The organism is Amycolatopsis sp. cmx-4-83, assembly GCF_046548815.1.
In the GTDB taxonomy this organism is placed as follows: Bacteria; Actinomycetota; Actinomycetes; order Mycobacteriales; family Pseudonocardiaceae; genus Amycolatopsis; species Amycolatopsis pretoriensis_A.
On record NZ_JAEBEF010000005.1, the window covers coordinates 650787 to 666835 of the forward strand.

15 protein-coding genes are annotated in these 16049 nt (G+C 71.3%); 9 read left to right on the plus strand and 6 right to left on the minus strand.

Features of this window, described 5'->3' with window-relative positions:
- The first annotated feature begins 228 nt into the window (after nt 1-228).
- A complete protein-coding gene (locus ACLJQM_RS18895) occupies nt 229-1029 on the plus strand; it encodes a DUF2382 domain-containing protein (protein WP_410632170.1) in 801 nt (266 codons plus the stop codon).
- Nucleotides 1030-1158: 129 nt separating this feature from the next.
- Here the strand turns inward: ACLJQM_RS18895 and ACLJQM_RS18900 are convergent, their stop codons facing one another.
- The 3 genes from ACLJQM_RS18900 to ACLJQM_RS18910 form a co-directional block, all read right to left on the minus strand.
- Nucleotides 1159-3045, minus strand: coding sequence for an acyl-CoA dehydrogenase (locus ACLJQM_RS18900; RefSeq protein ID WP_410632171.1), 1887 nt, complete (start codon nt 3043-3045; stop codon nt 1159-1161).
- A 115-nt stretch (nt 3046-3160) separates the two neighbouring features.
- Entirely contained in the window at nt 3161-3718 is a 558-nt protein-coding gene (locus tag ACLJQM_RS18905) for a hypothetical protein (protein WP_410632172.1), read from the minus strand.
- 87 nt (nt 3719-3805) lie between these two features.
- On the minus strand, nt 3806-5779 hold the full coding sequence (locus ACLJQM_RS18910; protein ID WP_410632173.1) for a thioredoxin domain-containing protein: 1974 nt from the start codon (nt 5777-5779) through the stop codon (nt 3806-3808).
- 65 nt (nt 5780-5844) lie between these two features.
- Between ACLJQM_RS18910 and ACLJQM_RS18915 the strand changes: the two genes are divergently transcribed.
- Nucleotides 5845-7212, plus strand: a complete 1368-nt coding sequence (locus tag ACLJQM_RS18915) for a 3' terminal RNA ribose 2'-O-methyltransferase Hen1 (RefSeq protein WP_410632174.1) — start codon at nt 5845-5847, stop codon at nt 7210-7212.
- The gene (locus tag ACLJQM_RS18920) at nt 7209-9698 is read left to right on the plus strand and encodes a polynucleotide kinase-phosphatase (protein ID WP_410632175.1); all 2490 of its coding nucleotides are present in this window, start codon (nt 7209-7211) and stop codon (nt 9696-9698) included. The genes ACLJQM_RS18915 and ACLJQM_RS18920 overlap by 4 nt, the downstream gene beginning before the upstream one ends.
- Nucleotide 9699: 1 nt before the next feature.
- Here ACLJQM_RS18920 and ACLJQM_RS18925 read toward each other — a convergent pair whose 3' ends face one another.
- Together ACLJQM_RS18925 and mca are read right to left on the minus strand one after the other, a co-directional pair.
- Entirely contained in the window at nt 9700-10023 is a 324-nt protein-coding gene (locus tag ACLJQM_RS18925; RefSeq protein WP_360784455.1) for a hypothetical protein, read from the minus strand.
- Nucleotides 10020-10925: a mycothiol conjugate amidase Mca gene (mca, locus tag ACLJQM_RS18930; protein ID WP_410632176.1), complete on the minus strand. Its 906-nt coding sequence runs from the start codon at nt 10923-10925 to the stop codon at nt 10020-10022. The genes ACLJQM_RS18925 and mca overlap by 4 nt, the downstream gene beginning before the upstream one ends.
- Nucleotides 10926-11061: 136 nt before the next feature.
- Between mca and ACLJQM_RS18935 the strand changes: the two genes are divergently transcribed.
- From ACLJQM_RS18935 to ACLJQM_RS18945, 3 genes are all read left to right on the plus strand, one after another.
- Nucleotides 11062-11505, plus strand: a complete 444-nt coding sequence (locus tag ACLJQM_RS18935) for a DUF4307 domain-containing protein (protein ID WP_410632177.1) — start codon at nt 11062-11064, stop codon at nt 11503-11505.
- Nucleotides 11506-11700: 195 nt separating this feature from the next.
- Nucleotides 11701-12204, plus strand: coding sequence for a transcription elongation factor GreA (gene greA / locus ACLJQM_RS18940; protein WP_247018662.1), 504 nt, complete (start codon nt 11701-11703; stop codon nt 12202-12204).
- A 49-nt stretch (nt 12205-12253) separates the two neighbouring features.
- Nucleotides 12254-13066 carry an MBL fold metallo-hydrolase gene (locus ACLJQM_RS18945; RefSeq protein ID WP_410632178.1) on the plus strand — a complete coding sequence of 271 codons (813 nt, stop codon included), beginning with the start codon at nt 12254-12256 and terminating at the stop codon, nt 13064-13066.
- 66 nt (nt 13067-13132) lie between these two features.
- Here the strand turns inward: ACLJQM_RS18945 and ACLJQM_RS18950 are convergent, their stop codons facing one another.
- Entirely contained in the window at nt 13133-13606 is a 474-nt protein-coding gene (locus ACLJQM_RS18950; protein WP_247018660.1) for an Lrp/AsnC family transcriptional regulator, read from the minus strand.
- 109 nt (nt 13607-13715) lie between these two features.
- Between ACLJQM_RS18950 and hppD the strand changes: the two genes are divergently transcribed.
- The 3 genes from hppD (at nt 13716) to ACLJQM_RS18965 (ending at nt 15926) form a co-directional block, all read left to right on the plus strand.
- Entirely contained in the window at nt 13716-14915 is a 1200-nt protein-coding gene (hppD, locus tag ACLJQM_RS18955) for a 4-hydroxyphenylpyruvate dioxygenase (protein ID WP_247018658.1), read from the plus strand.
- Nucleotides 14916-15049: 134 nt separating this feature from the next.
- Nucleotides 15050-15607, plus strand: coding sequence for a YbaB/EbfC family nucleoid-associated protein (locus tag ACLJQM_RS18960; protein ID WP_410632179.1), 558 nt, complete (start codon nt 15050-15052; stop codon nt 15605-15607).
- Nucleotides 15608-15617: 10 nt separating this feature from the next.
- Nucleotides 15618-15926 (plus strand): type VII secretion target, encoded by a 309-nt coding sequence (locus ACLJQM_RS18965; RefSeq protein WP_247018654.1) that lies wholly within the window; start codon nt 15618-15620, stop codon nt 15924-15926.
- Nucleotides 15927-16049 lie beyond the last annotated feature (123 nt).

Consider the following 16049-nt stretch of genomic DNA (forward strand, 5'->3'; position numbering starts at 1 on the left):
AAGTGGCGCCGGTCACATCCACACCTTCGCGCCATCCCGGACCCGCTCGATCACGCCGGTGACAGCCTCCCGACCTGCGGCGACACCTCGGACGTGGCCAATCGGGGCGCCTTCAAACGATCACTTTCGGCGGTCACCCACGGGGACACCACGACGGTTGCCGTGAGCGGCGGCGCGTTCGACGGTGGTTGCACCCAAGACCCAATGCGCGAAAGGAGCCGCACCGAGATGGCCAAGACCATGGAACCCCAGGAGCTCATCGACAGTGCCGTGGTCGACCCGGACGGCAACAAGCTCGGGAAGGTCGGCAACGTCTACCTCGCCGACGCGACGCACCAGCCGGAGTGGATCACCGTCAAGACCGGGCTCTTCGGCACCAAGGAAAGCTTCGTCCCGCTCTCCGGCGCGCACACCGACCGCGACGGCGTCCACGTCCAGGTCGACAAGGACAGCGTTTCCGACGCGCCCCGCATCGACGCCGACGGGCACCTCTCCCCCGAGGAGAGCGCCCAGCTCTACCGCCACTACGGGCTGCCCGTGCCCCGCACGTCACCCGACGGCCGGATGCCCGCGGGCCAGGGCCGTACCGGCGACGGCCGCACGGGCGAGACCGGCCGCGCGGGTGAGCGGCAGCAGGCCAAGGGCCGGGCCGGCAGGGACGCCAAGGACAGCATGACCCGCTCCGAGGAACGGCTGAACGTCGGGACCGAGCAGGTCGAGACCGGGCACGTCCGGCTGCGCAAGTACGTCGTCACCGAGGAGCAGCAGGTCACCGTTCCGGTGCGGCACGAAGAAGTCCGCATCGAACGCGAGCCGATCACGGAGGCCGGCAGCGGCGAGGTGGAAATCGGCGAGGCCGAGCAGGACCTCGTCCTGCACGCCGAGAAACCCGTGGTGCGCAAGGAAACCGTGCCGGTCGAGCGGGCGCGGCTGCGGGCCGAGTCGGTCACCGAGGAGGAGACCGTCTCCGGCAAGGTGCGCAAGGAGCAGTTCGAGATCACCGACGACGACGGCAAGCGCCGCCGCTAGACCGCCGCGGGGGTGGCCGGTCCCCGATACCGGCCACCTCCGCGGTCACGACTTCGCGTGCTCGAGGCGGGAGATGCGGAGTTCGGACGTCGCCGGGAAACCGACCTTCGTGCGCCCGACGCCCAGCCCTCACTTCAGCATCGGCGCCGCCAGGAACTGCTCCGGGATCGCGAACGCGTCCACCAGCGTCCGAGCGTGCGGGCGCAGCTGGGCGCACAGGCCGTTCACCGCCGCGGTGACGGCCTTCCCGCGCGACGCCGTCAGGCGCCCGTGCCCCAGGAACCAGGCCAGGTCCTCTTCGATCGCCGACAGCGCGTACAGGTCGCAGACCCGCTCCAGCAGCGCGCGGGCGTCGGGGTCTTCGCAGCGCTCGATCGCCGCCACGAACGCCGAGAGGATCAGGCGCTCGACGTGGACGCGGCCGGCGCGCAGCACGTGGTCCTGCGCCGAGTTGAACACCCCGAACGGGTCCGAAGCCGCCTTGCGCAGGCGTTTCGCCACGCCCTCCACGACGTGTTCCTCGCGGTCCTCGAAGAGCCGGAGCTGCCACTCGCGGCGGAAGAAGACATCCGCGTCGGACCCCTCGGTCAGCGACTCGAGCGCCTTGCGCACGGAGGTCCGTTCCAGGATCGCGCTCACCACCTGGTCGGTGAAGAACCGCGCGGTCGCCAGCGGCGAGAGGTCCTGGAAGTCCTCCTTGTAGCTGGTCAGGAGCCCCTTCGCGACCAGCTGCAGCAGCACCGTGTTGTCGCCCTCGAACGTCGTGAAGACGTCGGTGTCGGCCTTCATGCCGGGCAGCAGGTTCTCCGCCAGGTAGCCCGAACCGCCGCAGGCCTCGCGCGCCGCCTGGATCGTCGCCGTCGCGTGCCAGGTGTTGAGGGCCTTCATGCCGGCCGCGCGCGACTCCAGCTCGCGCTGCTCCTCCTCCGGCGCCGATGAGTCGATGTCGTGCAGTTTCGACACCAGCTCTTCCTGCGCGAAGTGCAGCGCGTACGTCTTCGCCAGCGCCGGCAGCAGTTTCCGCTGGTGGGCGAGGTAGTCGAGGATGACGACCTCCTCGCCGTCCGGCGTCAGGAACTGGCGGCGGTGCTCGCCGTAGCGGATCGCCAGCGCCAGCGCGCGTTTGGTCGCGCTGCCCGCGCTGCCGCCGACGCTGACCCGGCCGCGGATCAGCGTGCCCAGCATGGTGAAGAACCGGCGGCTGTCGCTTTCGATCGGGCTCGAGTACGTCCCGTTCTCGTCGACGTCGCCGAAGCGGTTCAGCAGGGCTTCACGCGGGACACGGACGTTGTCGAAGCTGAGCCGCCCGTTGTCGACGCCGTTCAGGCCCGCCTTCAGGCCGCAGTCCTCAATGGACACGCCGGGCAGCGGTTTCCCCTCGGTGTCCCGGATCGGCACCATGAACGCGTGCACGCCGCGCGATTCGCCGCCGGTGACCAGCTGCGCGAACACCACCGCCAGCCGGCCGTCGCGGGCCGCGTTGCCGATGTATTCCTTCTGCGCCATGTGGTCCGGCGTGTGCACGACGAACTCGCCGTCGGCGTACGTCGCCGTCGTGCGCAGGTGCTGGACGTCGGAGCCGTGACCGTGTTCGGTCATCGCGAAGCAGCCCAGCAGGTCGAGGTTCATGATCGAGCGCAGGTACCGCTCGTGGTGGCGCTCGGTGCCGAGCAGCTGGACGGCCCCGCCGAAGAGTCCCCATTGGACACCGGCCTTGACCATCAGCGACAGGTCGCCGTAGCCCAGCATCTCGAACGACGTGACCGAGCCGCCGACGTCGCCACCGCCGCCGTACGCCGGGTCGAAACCCAGGCCGGGCCGGTCCGTCGCGGCGAGCGCGCGCAGCTGGTCGAGCACCTGCGCGCGGTGCGGTTCGGTGCCGAGGTCGACCGGGTCCCGGAACTCCGTGTCGGTCATCTGCGCCCGCACCCCGCGGCGCAGCTCGGCCCAGCGACCGTCGAGAACGGCGGTCAGCGAGTCCGGGTCCACTTTCGACGGCACTTCGGGGACGTCCACGGCTACCTCCGGAAAGGACTGACGGCAGGCTTCCTACTCGTTGGTAGTAAGCCTGCCGCAGCCCCGTCGGCCCCGCAGGTTCAGAATGGGGGCAGACCCCTAAACGTGGACTTCTTCACGCCAGGTCGGGGCCCTTCGAGCGCAGGTCGTCGACCTTGCTCATCGCCTCGCGCAGCTCGCCCAGCCAGCTGTCGGCGTGCTCGCCGACCAGCCGGACCGCCCACGCCAGCGCGTCCGACCGGGAACGCGCGACACCCGCGTCCACCAGCGTGTCCAGCACCAGCCGCTCCGGCTGCCGCAGCCGCGTCATCACCGGCGCCGAATGCGTCGTGAACAGCGCCGTCGTCCCGCCGAGCCGGGCACCCCACGCCACCTTGCGCTGGTAGCGGTGCTCCGCCTGGCGCGCGATCTCGATGCGCTCGTCGCGCGTCTCCTCGCGGAACCGGCTGATCCGGCCCTCCTCGGCCGCCGCGCGGGCCGCGTCGTCGGCGTGCTCTTCGCCCAGCGCCGGCAGCTCGCCGACCACGATGATCTCCTCGCGGTCGACCGTCACCCCCGGGGCTCCGGTGAACCAGCCGTCGGGCAGGCGCCCGCCGAACCAGGCCGCCGCGTCCTCCGCCGAAGGCACTTCGCCCTGCTGCCAGCCCCGGCTACCTCGCCAGCCTCGTCCCATGGTCGCCACCTCCGCGATTACATGATTACAACGCTGCTGACGCTACGCCGAATACGAGACCAACAGGGACGCGTTCACCCAGGGCGATCAGAGCTGAGCGGTCAACGCCTCCGCCGACGTGACCGGCCGGTCGCAGACGTACCCGCGGCAGACGTAGGCCGCCGCACCGCCGTCGACCAGGGGCCGGTCGGCCAGCAGCGGGACGCCGGGCGCGTCCGGCTCGCCCGCCAGCACGATGCCGCCGCCGTGCACGCCCCGCGCCGCGGCCAGGCGCAGCGCCGGGTCCGCGCCGACCACCGCGACCTGCACCGGGCCGGCCTGCAGGGCTTCGGCGACCGAGAGCCAGTGCCCGGCGAACCGCGGCACCCGCGTGGCCAGCACGCCGACGCGGCGAAGCGCCTGCTCGGCGGCTTCGCGGTACCGGCCCGCGTCGGCGTGCCCCGCGAGCGCGGACGCCGTCAGCAACGCGCCCGCCAGCGCGGACGCCCCCGCCGGGCTGGCGTTGTCGCCCGGGTCGGCCGGGCGCTGGACCAGCGTCTCGGCGTCGTCGGCGGTGTCGAAGTACGCGCCGGGGACGTCCGGGGACGCGAAGTGCGCCAGCGCGAGGTCGAGCAGCCGCGTCGCCTCGGTGAGCCACTTCGCCGCGCCAGTCGCCTGGTGCAGGGCCAGGAACCCGTCGGCGACGCAGGCGTAATCCTCGAGCACCCCGGCGGATTCGCCGACGACGCCGTCGCGCGAACTGCGGCGAAGGCGCCCGTCGACGACGTGCACACGCAGCAGGAGTCCGGCCGCCTCGACCGCGCCGTCGATCCACTGTGGACGATCCAGCGCCACGCCCGCTTCGGCCAGCGCCTTGATCGCCAGGCCGTTCCAGGACGCGATCACCTTGTCGTCGCGGCCCGGCTGCGGCCGCAGGTTCCGCGCCGCCAGCAGGGGAACCCGGATCGACTCCGGCAGGTCGCCGAACAGGCGCAGCGTCGACGAGCCGTGCTCGAAGGTCCCTTCCTCGGTGACGCCGAACAGCTCGGCCGCGGCCACGGCGTCGTCGCCGAGCACCTCGCGCAGCTGCGCCGGCGTCCAGACGTACGTCAAGCCTTCGACGCCTTCGGTGTCCGCGTCCAGCGAAGACGCGAAGCCGCCTTCCGGCGTCCGCAGGCTCTCGAAGAGGAACTCCGCGGTCCCGGTGGCCACGCGCGACGCCGTGGCCGAGCCGGTCCGGCGTGCGAGGTGCGCGTAGAAACCGAGCAGCAAAGCGTTGTCGTACAACATCTTCTCGAAGTGCGGCACGAGCCACTCCGCGTCCACGGAGTAGCGCGCGAACCCGCCGGCGAGCTGGTCGTACAGGCCGCCGCGGGCCATCGCCTCGGCCGTCTTGTCCGCCAGGGACAGCGCGACCGGCGAGCCCGTCCGTTCGTGGTGGCGCAGCAGGAACTCGAGCACCATCGACGGCGGGAACTTCGGCGCGCGGCCGAACCCGCCGTTGACCGGGTCCGCCTCCTGCGCCAGCTTCGCGACCGCGCCGGCGAGCACCGCTTCGTCCACAACGGACTCCTGGAGCGGGCCGGTCTGCTCCGCGAGGTGCGCGACGATCTGCTTCGCGCCTTCCAGCAGTTCGTCCGGCCGCTCGCCCCACGCCTCGGCGACGGCGGCCAGCAGCTGCCGGAACGACGGCATGCCCGGCCGCGGCGACGGCGGGTAGTAGGTGCCGCAGTGGAACGGCTCGCCGTCCGGGGTCAGGAAGCAGGTCATCGGCCAGCCGCCCTGCCCGGTCATCGCCTGCGTCGCGGCCATGTACACCGCGTCGATGTCCGGCCGCTCCTCGCGGTCGACCTTGATGTTGACGAAGCCCGCGTTCATCACCGCGGCCGTCTCGGCGTCTTCGAACGACTCGTGCGCCATGACGTGGCACCAGTGGCAGGCGGCGTACCCGACGGAAAGCAGGATCGGCACGTTCCGCCGCCGCGCCTCGGCCAGCGCGTCCGGCCCCCACTGCCACCACTCGACCGGGTTGTCCGCGTGCTGGAGCAGGTACGGGCTGGTCGCGCTGGCGAGGCGGTTCATGCCTTCAGGGTCGCACCCCGGAAAAGCGGGCGCGCACGCACCGGCGGCTCGGCCACACTGGGCGGGTGCTGCTGACCATCACGACGACCCGGAACCCCGCCACCGACTTGGGGTACGTGCTCCACAAGCACCCCGAGAAGGCGCAGACGGTCGCGCTGTCGGCCGGTACCGCGCACGTCTTCTACCCCGAGGCCGGGCCGGAGCGGTGCACCGCCGCGTTGTTCGCGGAGATCGACCCGATCGGGCTCGTCCGCGGTGGCGGGACGTCGCTGACCCAGTACGTCAACGACCGGCCCTACGCCGGCGGCTCGCACCTCGCGGTCGCGCTGCGGGCGGCGTTCACCACGGCGCTCGCGGGCCGCTGCGCCGCGCGGCCCGAGCTGGTCGACGAGCTCTTCGACCTCGAGGTCCGCGTGCCGTCGCTGTCCGCGCGCGGTGGGGCCGAGGTCGTGCACAAGCTGTTCGAGCCGCTCGGCTGGCGCGTTTCGGCCACGCCGATCCCGCTCGACCCGGAGTTCCCGCAGTGGGGCGAAAGCCGCTATGTCGACCTGGCGCTGACCGGCACCCAGCGCGTCGCCGACGCGCTGCGGCACCTCTACGTCCTGCTGCCCGCGCTCGACGGCGACAAGCACTACTGGGTCGGCCAGGACGAGGCCGACAAGCTGCTGCGCGCCGGCGACGGCTGGCTCGCCGGGCACCCCGAGCGGGAGCTCATCGCGCACCGCTACCTGGAGCGGCGCCGCCCGGTCGTGAACTACGCGCTTTCGCGGCTGGCCGAGGCCGACGACGTCCCGGCGGAGGCCGAGGCGCTGGTCACCGAGGTGCCGGACCGGCCCGAGCCGCTGGCCGCGCAGCGCCACGGCAGCGTGCTCGCCGTGCTGCGGGCCGCGGGTGCCCGGCGCGTGCTGGACCTCGGCTGCGGCTCCGGCGCGCTGCTGCGCGTGCTCGAAAAGGAGCGGTCCTTCACCGAGATCGTCGGCGTCGACGTCTCGGCGGGCGCGCTCGGCATCGCCGAGAAGCGGCTGGGCGGCTACACCCGCGTCACGCTGCGGCAGTCCGCGCTGACCTACGCCGACCCGGCGCTCGCCGGGTACGACGCCGCCGTGCTGATGGAGGTCGTCGAACACGTCGACGAGGAACGGCTGCCGGCGCTGGAACACGCGGTGTTCGGTGTCGCGGCGCCGCGCACGGTCGTCGTCACGACGCCCAACGCGGAGTACAACCGGCTGTTCGAGTTCCTGCCGATGGGGCATTTCCGGCACGCCGACCACCGGTTCGAATGGACGCGAGCCGAGTTCCGCGCCTGGGCGGACGGCGTCGCGACCCGGCGCGGCTACGACGTCCGGTACCTGCCGATCGGACCAGTGGACCAGGAATCGGGACCGCCGACCCAGCTGGCGGTCTTCACGACCAGTGAGGAGGTGGCCGCGTGAAGCTGACCGTCCCCGACATGGCGCTCGTCGTGCTCGTCGGCGCTTCCGGTTCCGGCAAGTCGACGTTCGCGCGCACGCACTTCGCGCCGACGCAGGTGCTCTCCAGCGACTTCTTCCGCGGGCTCGTCGCCGACGACGAAAACGACCAGGCCGCGTCCCCCGACGCCTTCGACGCGCTGCACTACGTCGCGGGCAAGCGGCTCGCGGCCGGGCGCACGACCGTCATCGACGCGACGAACGTCCAGCGCGCTTCGCGGGCGAGCCTGGTGAAGCTCGCGAAGGAGCACGACGTGCTGCCCGTGGCGATCGTGCTCGACCTGCCGCTCGGCGTCTGCGTCGCGCGCAACGCGTCGCGGCCCGACCGCGAATTCGGCGACCACGTGATCCGGCGGCAGCGCGGCGAGCTGCAGCGGTCGCTGAAGTCGCTGGAGCGCGAGGGGTTCCGCCGCGTGCACGTGCTGCGTTCCGAAGCCGAAGTGGCCGGGGCGGAGCTCGCCGTCGAGCCGCTGCGCAACGACAAGCGCGAGCTGACCGGGCCGTTCGACGTGATCGGCGACGTCCACGGCTGCGCGGCCGAGCTCGAGGAGCTGCTGGCCGAGCTGGGGTACGTCGACGGCGCGCACCCGGACGGGCGGACCGCGGTGTTCGTCGGCGACCTCGTCGACCGCGGCCCGGACACCCCGGGCGTGCTGCGGCGCGTGATGGGGATGGCCGCGGCCGGGACCGCGCTGGTCGTCTGCGGGAACCACGAGCAGAAGCTGGTGCGCGCGCTGCACGGGCGGAAGGTCAACGCCGCGCACGGGCTCGCGGAGTCGCTCGAGCAGCTCGGCGCGGAGAGCGAAGAGTTCCGGCGGCAGGCGCACGAGTTCTGCGACGGCCTGATCGCGCACTACGTCCTCGACGGCGGCGACCTGGTCGTCGCGCACGCCGGGCTGCCCGAGCGCTACCACGGACGCGCGTCCGGCCGGGTGCGCAGCATGGCGCTCTACGGCGACACGACCGGCGAGACCGACGAGTACGGCCTGCCGGTGCGGCTGCCGTGGGCACGCGACTACCGCGGGTCCGCGATGGTGCTCTACGGGCACACGCCGACGCTCGAGCCGGAGTGGGTCAACAACACGATGTGTCTCGACACCGGGTGCGTCTTCGGCGGGAAGCTGACCGCGCTGCGCTACCCGGAGCGGCAGGTCGTCTCGGTGAAGGCGCACCGGGTCTGGTACGAACCCGCGCGTCCGCTCGACGCTTCGCGGCCGGTGGGCGGGCGCGAGCCGGCGGTGCTGGAGCTGACCGACGTCACCGGGAAGCGGATCGTGCAGACCGCGCACCACGGCCGGGTCGGCGTCTCCGCGGAGCAGTCGGCGGCGGCGCTGGAGGTGATGAGCCGGTTCGCGGTCGACCCGCGGTGGCTCGCGTACCTGCCGCCGACGATGGCGCCCTGCTCGACGTCGTCACGGGAGGACTACCTGGAGCACCCCGAGGAGGCTTTCGCCGAGTACCGCGGGGCCGGGGTCCAAACCGTGCTGTGTCAGGAGAAGCACATGGGTTCGCGGGCCGTCGTGCTCGTCTGCCGGGAGGACGCCGGGGCCCGGCGGTTCGGCATCGAGGGCGGCGGCGCGGTGTACACGCGGACCGGGCGGCCGTTCTTCTCGGCCGGACAGAACGCTTCGCTGCTGGACGACGTGCGTTCGGCGGCGGCCGGGCTGTTCGACGAGCTGGAGTCGGACTGGCTGCTGCTCGACGCCGAACTGCTGCCGTGGAGCGCGAAGGCGGGTTCGCTGATCGCGGACCAGTACGCGTCGGTCGGCGCGGCCGCCCAGGCGGTGCTGCCGGCGGCGGTGTCCGCTTTGACGATGGCGGCCGCGCGCGGCATCGACGTCTCGGAGCTGCTGGCGCGGACGGCTTCGCGGTCGTCCACAGTGGACGCCTACCGGACGGCGTACCGGCGCTACTGCTGGCCGACGTCGGGGCTCGACGGCGTCCGGCTGGCGCCGTTCCAGCTGCTGGCGTCCGAAGGGGCGGCCTACCACGACCGGCCGCACGCCTGGCACCTGTCCACACTGGCGAAGCTGGCCGGGCCGCGGTTCCAGCCGACCCGGACGCTCGAGGTCGACCTGCTGGACGAAACGTCGGTGGCCCGGGGCGTCTCGTGGTGGGCGGAGCTGACCGCCGACGGCGGCGAGGGGATGGTCGTGAAGCCCGCGGCGAACCTCACGCGGGGCTCGCGCGGGCTGGCCCAGCCCGGCGTCAAGGTGCGCGGGCGGGAGTACCTGCGGATCGTCTACGGGCCGGACTACACGCTGCCGGCGAACCTGGACCGGCTGCGCAAGCGCGGGCTGAACCGGAAGCGGACGCTGGCGCTGCGCGAGTACGCGCTCGGGCTGGAGGCGCTGGAGCGCGTCGCCCGGGGCGAGCCGCTCTGGCGAGTCCACGAATGCGTGTTCGCGGTGCTCGCCCTGGAGTCGGACCCGGTGGACCCGCGGCTCTGAGCTAGTCGGCCTTGGTGGCCGAGGAGTCCTTCACGGGCTTCTCGGCCGCTTCCGGCTGCTCCGGCTTCACCTCGGGCTGCTCCGGCGCGGCCGCGGCGGGCGGGTCGTCGAAGCTCGCCGGGACGCGCTTCAGGTGCTTCGTCATCGAGCGGACCAGGAAGGCCACCGCCACGAGGAACAGGATCAGCACCAGGAAGCCGACCGGGGAGGACTTGCCGAAGTCCTCCCCCTGCCCGCCGTTGTCGCCGTTGCCCGGTTGCTGCGCCAGCACCAGGGCCGACGCGGTCACCGGAAGCGCCACGCCGGCCGGCAGCGTCAGACTCATGTACTCACCTTCTCCTTGATGCCGGCGAACAGGTCGTCCTCCGGCAACGTGCTGTCCACCAGCGACTTGACCAGCTCGTACTCCTCGGTCGGCCAGACCTCGCGCTGCATCTCCAGCGGTACCGCGAACCAGCGGCTGGTGGGGTCGATCTGCGTGGCGTGCGCCTTGAGCGCCTCGTCCCGCACCTCGAAGTATTCACCGCACTCGACGCGGGTCGTCACCCGCTCCATGACATCGGCCCGGTTCGGGTCCCACTTCGCCAGCCACTCGGTGTACGGCGACTCGAGCCCGGCCGCCTTGAGCGCCTCGTCGAACAGCGTCATCCGGGCACGCGAGAAGCCGTGCCCGTAGTACAGCTTCAGCGGCTGCCACGGCTCGCCGGCCTCGGGGAACCGGTCCGGGTCCGGCGCCGCGTCCCACGCCGCCATCGACACCTCGTGGGTGCGGATGTGGTCGGGGTGCGGGTAGCCGCCGTTCTCGTCGTACGTCGTGATGACGTGCGGGCGGAACTCCCGGATCACGCGCACCAGCGCCTCGGTGGACTCCTCCAGCGGCACGACCGCGAACGAGCCCTCCGGCACCGGCGGCAGCGGGTCGCCCTCGGGCAAGCCCGAGTCGACGAAGCCGAGCCAGCGCTGGCTCACCCCGAGGATCTTGGCCGCGCGGGCCATCTCCTCGCGGCGGATCTCGGACATGTTCGCCAGCACCTCGGGGCGGTCCATGGCGGGGTTGAGGATGCTGCCTGCCTCGCCACCGGTGCAGGTGACGACCAGCACCTCGTGGCCCTCGGCGGCGTAGCGCGCCATCGTGGCGGCGCCCTTGCTCGACTCGTCGTCGGGGTGCGCGTGCACGGCCATCAGGCGCAAACGCGTCTTGGCGGTCTTCGTCAGCTGGTCCACCATGCTGCGAACGACTCCTTCTCTACCTGTATTCCGCGACCCACCTGCGGGCCGCCCACCCAGCGGGCGGATACTCGAAGCCGTACCCGCCCCTCCATTGTCCCCGCGGGTCCGACAAGAACGAGCAGGAGGCCCCGCGTTGGCGAGCGGACCGGCGAAAACGGCAGCCCCCGCGCTGCCCGAAGGCCGGTACGGCACACGCCGGGCCACGCCGTCGCGACGCTGGCGCCGCTGGCTCTTCCTGGGCATCGCCCTGCTGGTCAGCGGCGTGATCACGTGGGTCGCCTACGTCAACCTCGGTGCCGCGCCGATCGACGCCGAGCGCGTCGCGTTCAGTGAGAAACCGGGCAACGCGATGGAAATCACCATCAACGTGACGCGGGACGACAACGGCAAGCCGGGCGTCTGCATCGTGCGCGCCCGCGACAAGACCGGCGCCGAGAGCGGCCGCAAGGAGCTCCTGATCCCCGCCGGCGCGAAGTACAGCAGGATGACCACGACGATCAAGAGCATCGGGGAACCGGTGACCGCGGACGTCTTCGGCTGCTCGTACGACATACCACGGTATCTGTCAACCCCATAGCGGCCAACGGGGTGAACCGCGCGCTCAACGCCCAGGGCCAGCGGAATTAACGGGCGTCGACCTGTCGCGCCGTGATAGTCTGACCCTTCAGCACGGCCCACGACGGGCCGTGTTTTTCCTTTATCTCAGCCACGTGGGCAACTACGCCCGTGTGGGCCGGCTTGAACACGCAAGCCTGGCAGGCCCGACGAGGAGATGGTGACCGTGAGCGACACCAAGGTGACCTGGCTCACCCAGGATGCCTACGACCGGCTCAAGCACGAGCTCGACGAAATGATCGAGAATCGTCCGGTCATCGCCGCGCGCATCAACGACAGCCGCGAAGAAGGCGACCTCAAGGAGAACGGCGGCTACCACGCCGCCCGTGAAGAACAGGGCCAGGCCGAGGCGCGCATCCGGCACCTGCAGGAGCTGCTGCGCTCGGCCAAGGTCGGCGAAGCGCCCGCGAACGACGGCACCGCCGGCCCGGGCAAGGTCCTCACCGTCCGCTACGAGGGCGACGACGAGGACGAGAAGTTCCTCCTCGCCACCCGCGAAGAAGGCGCCGAGGGCGAACTCGACGTCTACTCCCCGGAGTCGCCGCTGGGCAAGGCCCTGCTCGGCGCCAAGGAGGGCGAGTCCCGCGAGTACGAGCTGCCCAACGGCAAGCTGCAGAAGGTCACCCTCGTCAAGGCGGTTCCCTACACCGACACCAAGTAGGCGCGGCTAGCGTGTCCTCCCAGGATTCACATTCTGGGAGGACTTCGCTGTGAGCACCGAACCGATCTGCCTGGCGTGCGGCATGCAGTACGCCGCGGCCCGTGACGACTGCCCGGTCTGCGAGGACGAACGCCAGTACGTCCCGCAGTCCGGGCAGCAGTGGACGAACCTCGCCGCCCTGCGTTCGAGCGGCACGTACACGCCGCGGATCGAAGAGCAGGGCCGCGGCATCATCGGCGTCGGCTCGAACCCCGGCTTCGCGATCGGCGAACGCGCGCTGCTGGTGCAGGCGCGCTCGGGCAACTTCCTCTGGGACTGCGCGGCGTACCTCGACGACGCGCTGGTGGCGCAGGTCCGCGACCTGGGCGGGATCACCGGCATCGCGATCAGCCACCCGCACTACTACACGACGATGGTGGAGTGGGCGCACGCGTTCGACGTCCCGATCTACCTCCACGAAGGCGACCAGGAGTGGATCGGCAGGCCCGACCCGGCGGTGAAGCTGTGGTCCGGCACGACCCTCGACGTCGCCGACGACCTGCGCCTGATCAACCTCGGCGTGCACTTCACCGGCGGCACGGTGCTGCACTGGCCGGACGGCGAGGACGGGCAGGGCGCGCTGCTGTCCGGCGACATCGTGCAGGTGATCCCGGACCGGACGCACGTCGGGTTCATGTACAGCTACCCGAACCTGATCCCGGAGCGCCCGCACGTCGTGCGCCGCGCGGCGGAACTGCTGGCGGGGTACCGGTTCGAGGCGATCTACGGGGCCTGGTGGGACGCGATCGTCCGCACCGACGGCTCCGAGGTGGTCCAGCGCTCGGCCCGCCGCTACCTGGCCCACGTGGCCGGGGAAGCCTGAGAGCCGCACTTTCACGTGAAAGTGCGGCCCCCAGGTGGGCACTTTCACGTGAAAGTGCAGCTTAGGTCAGCCCCGTGCGGTGCGCTCCAGGAGGGGGCGGACCCGCGGGGGTACCGGGGTCGACAACGCGATCGACGTCGACGTCCGGATCACGTCCGGCACCCCCACCACCTCGTCGATCACCCGCTGCAGGTCGTCGTTCCCCCGCGCCACCATCCGCACGAACAGGTCGCCCTGCCCGGTCGTCGCGTGGACTTCGCAGACCTCGTCGATCGCCGACAGCGCCTCCGTCACCTCCGCGCGGCGGCCCTGGGCGATCTCCAGCCACGCGAACGCCGTCAGGCCGTAGCCCATCGCCGCCAGGTCCAGTTCCGGCGGGAAGCCGCCCAGGATGGCGCGCTCGGTCAGGCGGTCGAGGCGCGCCTGGACCGTCCCGCGCGCGACCCCCAGCCGGCGCGCGCACTCCAGCACTCCGAGCCGCGGCGAATCGGTGAGCAGGAGCAGCAGTCGCGCATCCAGCGCATCGAGGTTCTCGGGCATGCACAGATTGTCCACCATGACAGCCGATGTCCGGCGAGTACTTGGCAGATTGCCCAGTGAAAATTCGGACCATTGCACATCTTGCCTCGCAGGCGTGATCCTTCGAGGTATGACCCAGACTGCCGACCCCCAGAGCGGCCTCGACGACGTCAGCTACGACCAGCTGCGTCAGCTCGTCGGGCTCGTGGACCACGACGCCTCGACCGACCCGTTCCCGGTCAAGGCCATGGACGCGGTGGTGTTCATCGCGGGCAACGCCACCCAGACGGCCTGGTACTACCAGATCGCGTTCGGGATGCAGCTCATCGCGTACTCGGGCCCCGAGACCGGTGACTTCGAGCGCAAGTCCTACGTCTTGAAGTCCGGCTCGGCCCGGTTCGTCATCACCGGTGGCGTGAAGCCGGACTCCCCGCTGCTCGACCACCACCGCAAGCACGGCGACGGCGTCATCGACCTGGCGCTGGAGACCACCGACGTCGACAAGTGCGTCGAGCACGCCCGCGCGCAGGGCGCGACCATCCTCGAAGAGCCGCACGACGTCTCCGACGAGCACGGCACCGTGCGCGTCGCCGCGATCGCGACCTACGGCGAAACCCGCCACTCGCTGGTCGACCGGTCGCGCTACACCGGCATCTACCTGCCCGGCTACGAGCCGCGCGAGAGCACGGTCAAGCGGCCCGAGGGCGCGCCGAAGCGGCTGTTCCAGGCCGTCGACCACTGCGTCGGCAACGTCGAGCTCGGCAAGATGGACTACTGGGTCGACTGGTACCACCGCGTCATGGGCTTCGTGAACATGGCGGAGTTCGTCGGCGACGACATCGCGACCGAGTACTCGGCGCTGATGAGCAAGGTCGTCTCGAACGGCAACCACCGGGTGAAGTTCCCGCTGAACGAGCCCGCCGTGGCGAAGAAGAAGTCGCAGATCGACGAGTACCTCGAGTTCTACGGCGGCGCCGGCTGCCAGCACATCGCGCTGGCCACCAACGACATCATCGCGACGGTCACCGCGATGCGCGCCGCCGGCGTCGAGTTCCTCGACACCCCGAACTCGTACTACGAGGACCCGGAACTGCGCGCCCGGATCGGCGAGGTCCGCGTTTCGATCGAGACGCTCAAGGAGCACAGCATCCTGGTCGACCGCGACGAGGACGGCTACCTGCTGCAGATCTTCACGAAGCCGATCGGCGACCGCCCGACCGTCTTCTACGAGCTGATCGAGCGCCACGGTTCGCTGGGCTTCGGCAAGGGCAACTTCAAGGCCCTGTTCGAGGCGATCGAGCGCGAGCAGGAGCGCCGCGGCAACCTCTGACACATCTCGGCCAAGGCCACCGTGGGAGACCTCCGGGTCCCCTATGGTGGCCTTTGGCGCGTTTGAGGGACACGTCGGGGAACCGCGGGCGGCCCGGATCCGTCAGTGTGGTGGAGCAGAGAGAAGGGGCCGGGATGCCGGACAGCATCGACGCCAGCGACGCGATGATCGACAACTGGACCAAGCGGCTCGAGGAGAACGCCGCGCGGTACCAGGCGCTGGCCGATCGGGTGCAGGGCCAGTCGGTCACCGAGCGCTCGAAGGACGGCACCGTGCAGGTGACCGTCGATTCGCGCGGGCTGCTGAAGAACCTCGTCATCGCCGAAACCGCGTCGGGCAAGCGGATGGCCGAGGTGTCGGCACAGGTGATGCAGCTGGTGCAGCGCGCGCAGGCGCGGATCCCGGAGCTGCTGCAGCAGGCGATGACGGAGACCACGGGCACCGGCGACCAGGCCGCGGCGGAGATCGTCCGCGAGGCGCAGAGCACCTTCCCGCAGCCGCCGCCGGAGCCCGAACCCGCGTTCCCGGAGCCCGACCGCGTCCGCCGGTTCCTGCCGGAGGACAACGAGGAGCAGCAGCCGCCGCGGACCCCGCCGCCGGCCGCGCCACCTGCTCCGCCGCAGCCGCCGCGGCGACGGCGTCCGGTGGACAACGACGATGACGACGACTTCGGCGGACCGATCCTTTCCTGAGGGGGAACCGATGACGGATGTGGAACTCAGCACCGACCTGACGGCGCACGCCCACCAGCTCGACGCCATCGGTGACGGGTTGCAGCAGGCCGTCGACGCGGCGAACCAGGTCAGCATGCCGACGGACGCGTACGGCATCCTCTGCCAGCCGTTCCGGATGCTGCTCGACCCGGTGGAGCAGTACGGGATCGACGCGCTCAAGGACGCCGTGGCCGCGATGACGGCGGTGTCCGGCAAGGTCCGCGAAGCCGCGGCGGCGTACCACAAGTACGAATCCGGCGTCGCCGACGACCTGAACAAGTCCACGGACGGCGCCTGATGCCGGAGGGGAATCCGCTGGTCGCGGAGTCGAAGCAGGACCCGGACGGCCCCGGCGCGTTCACCGCCGGCAACGGCGACTACGGCTGGGCCGGCGGCATCGGCATCGCCGAATCCTCCATGG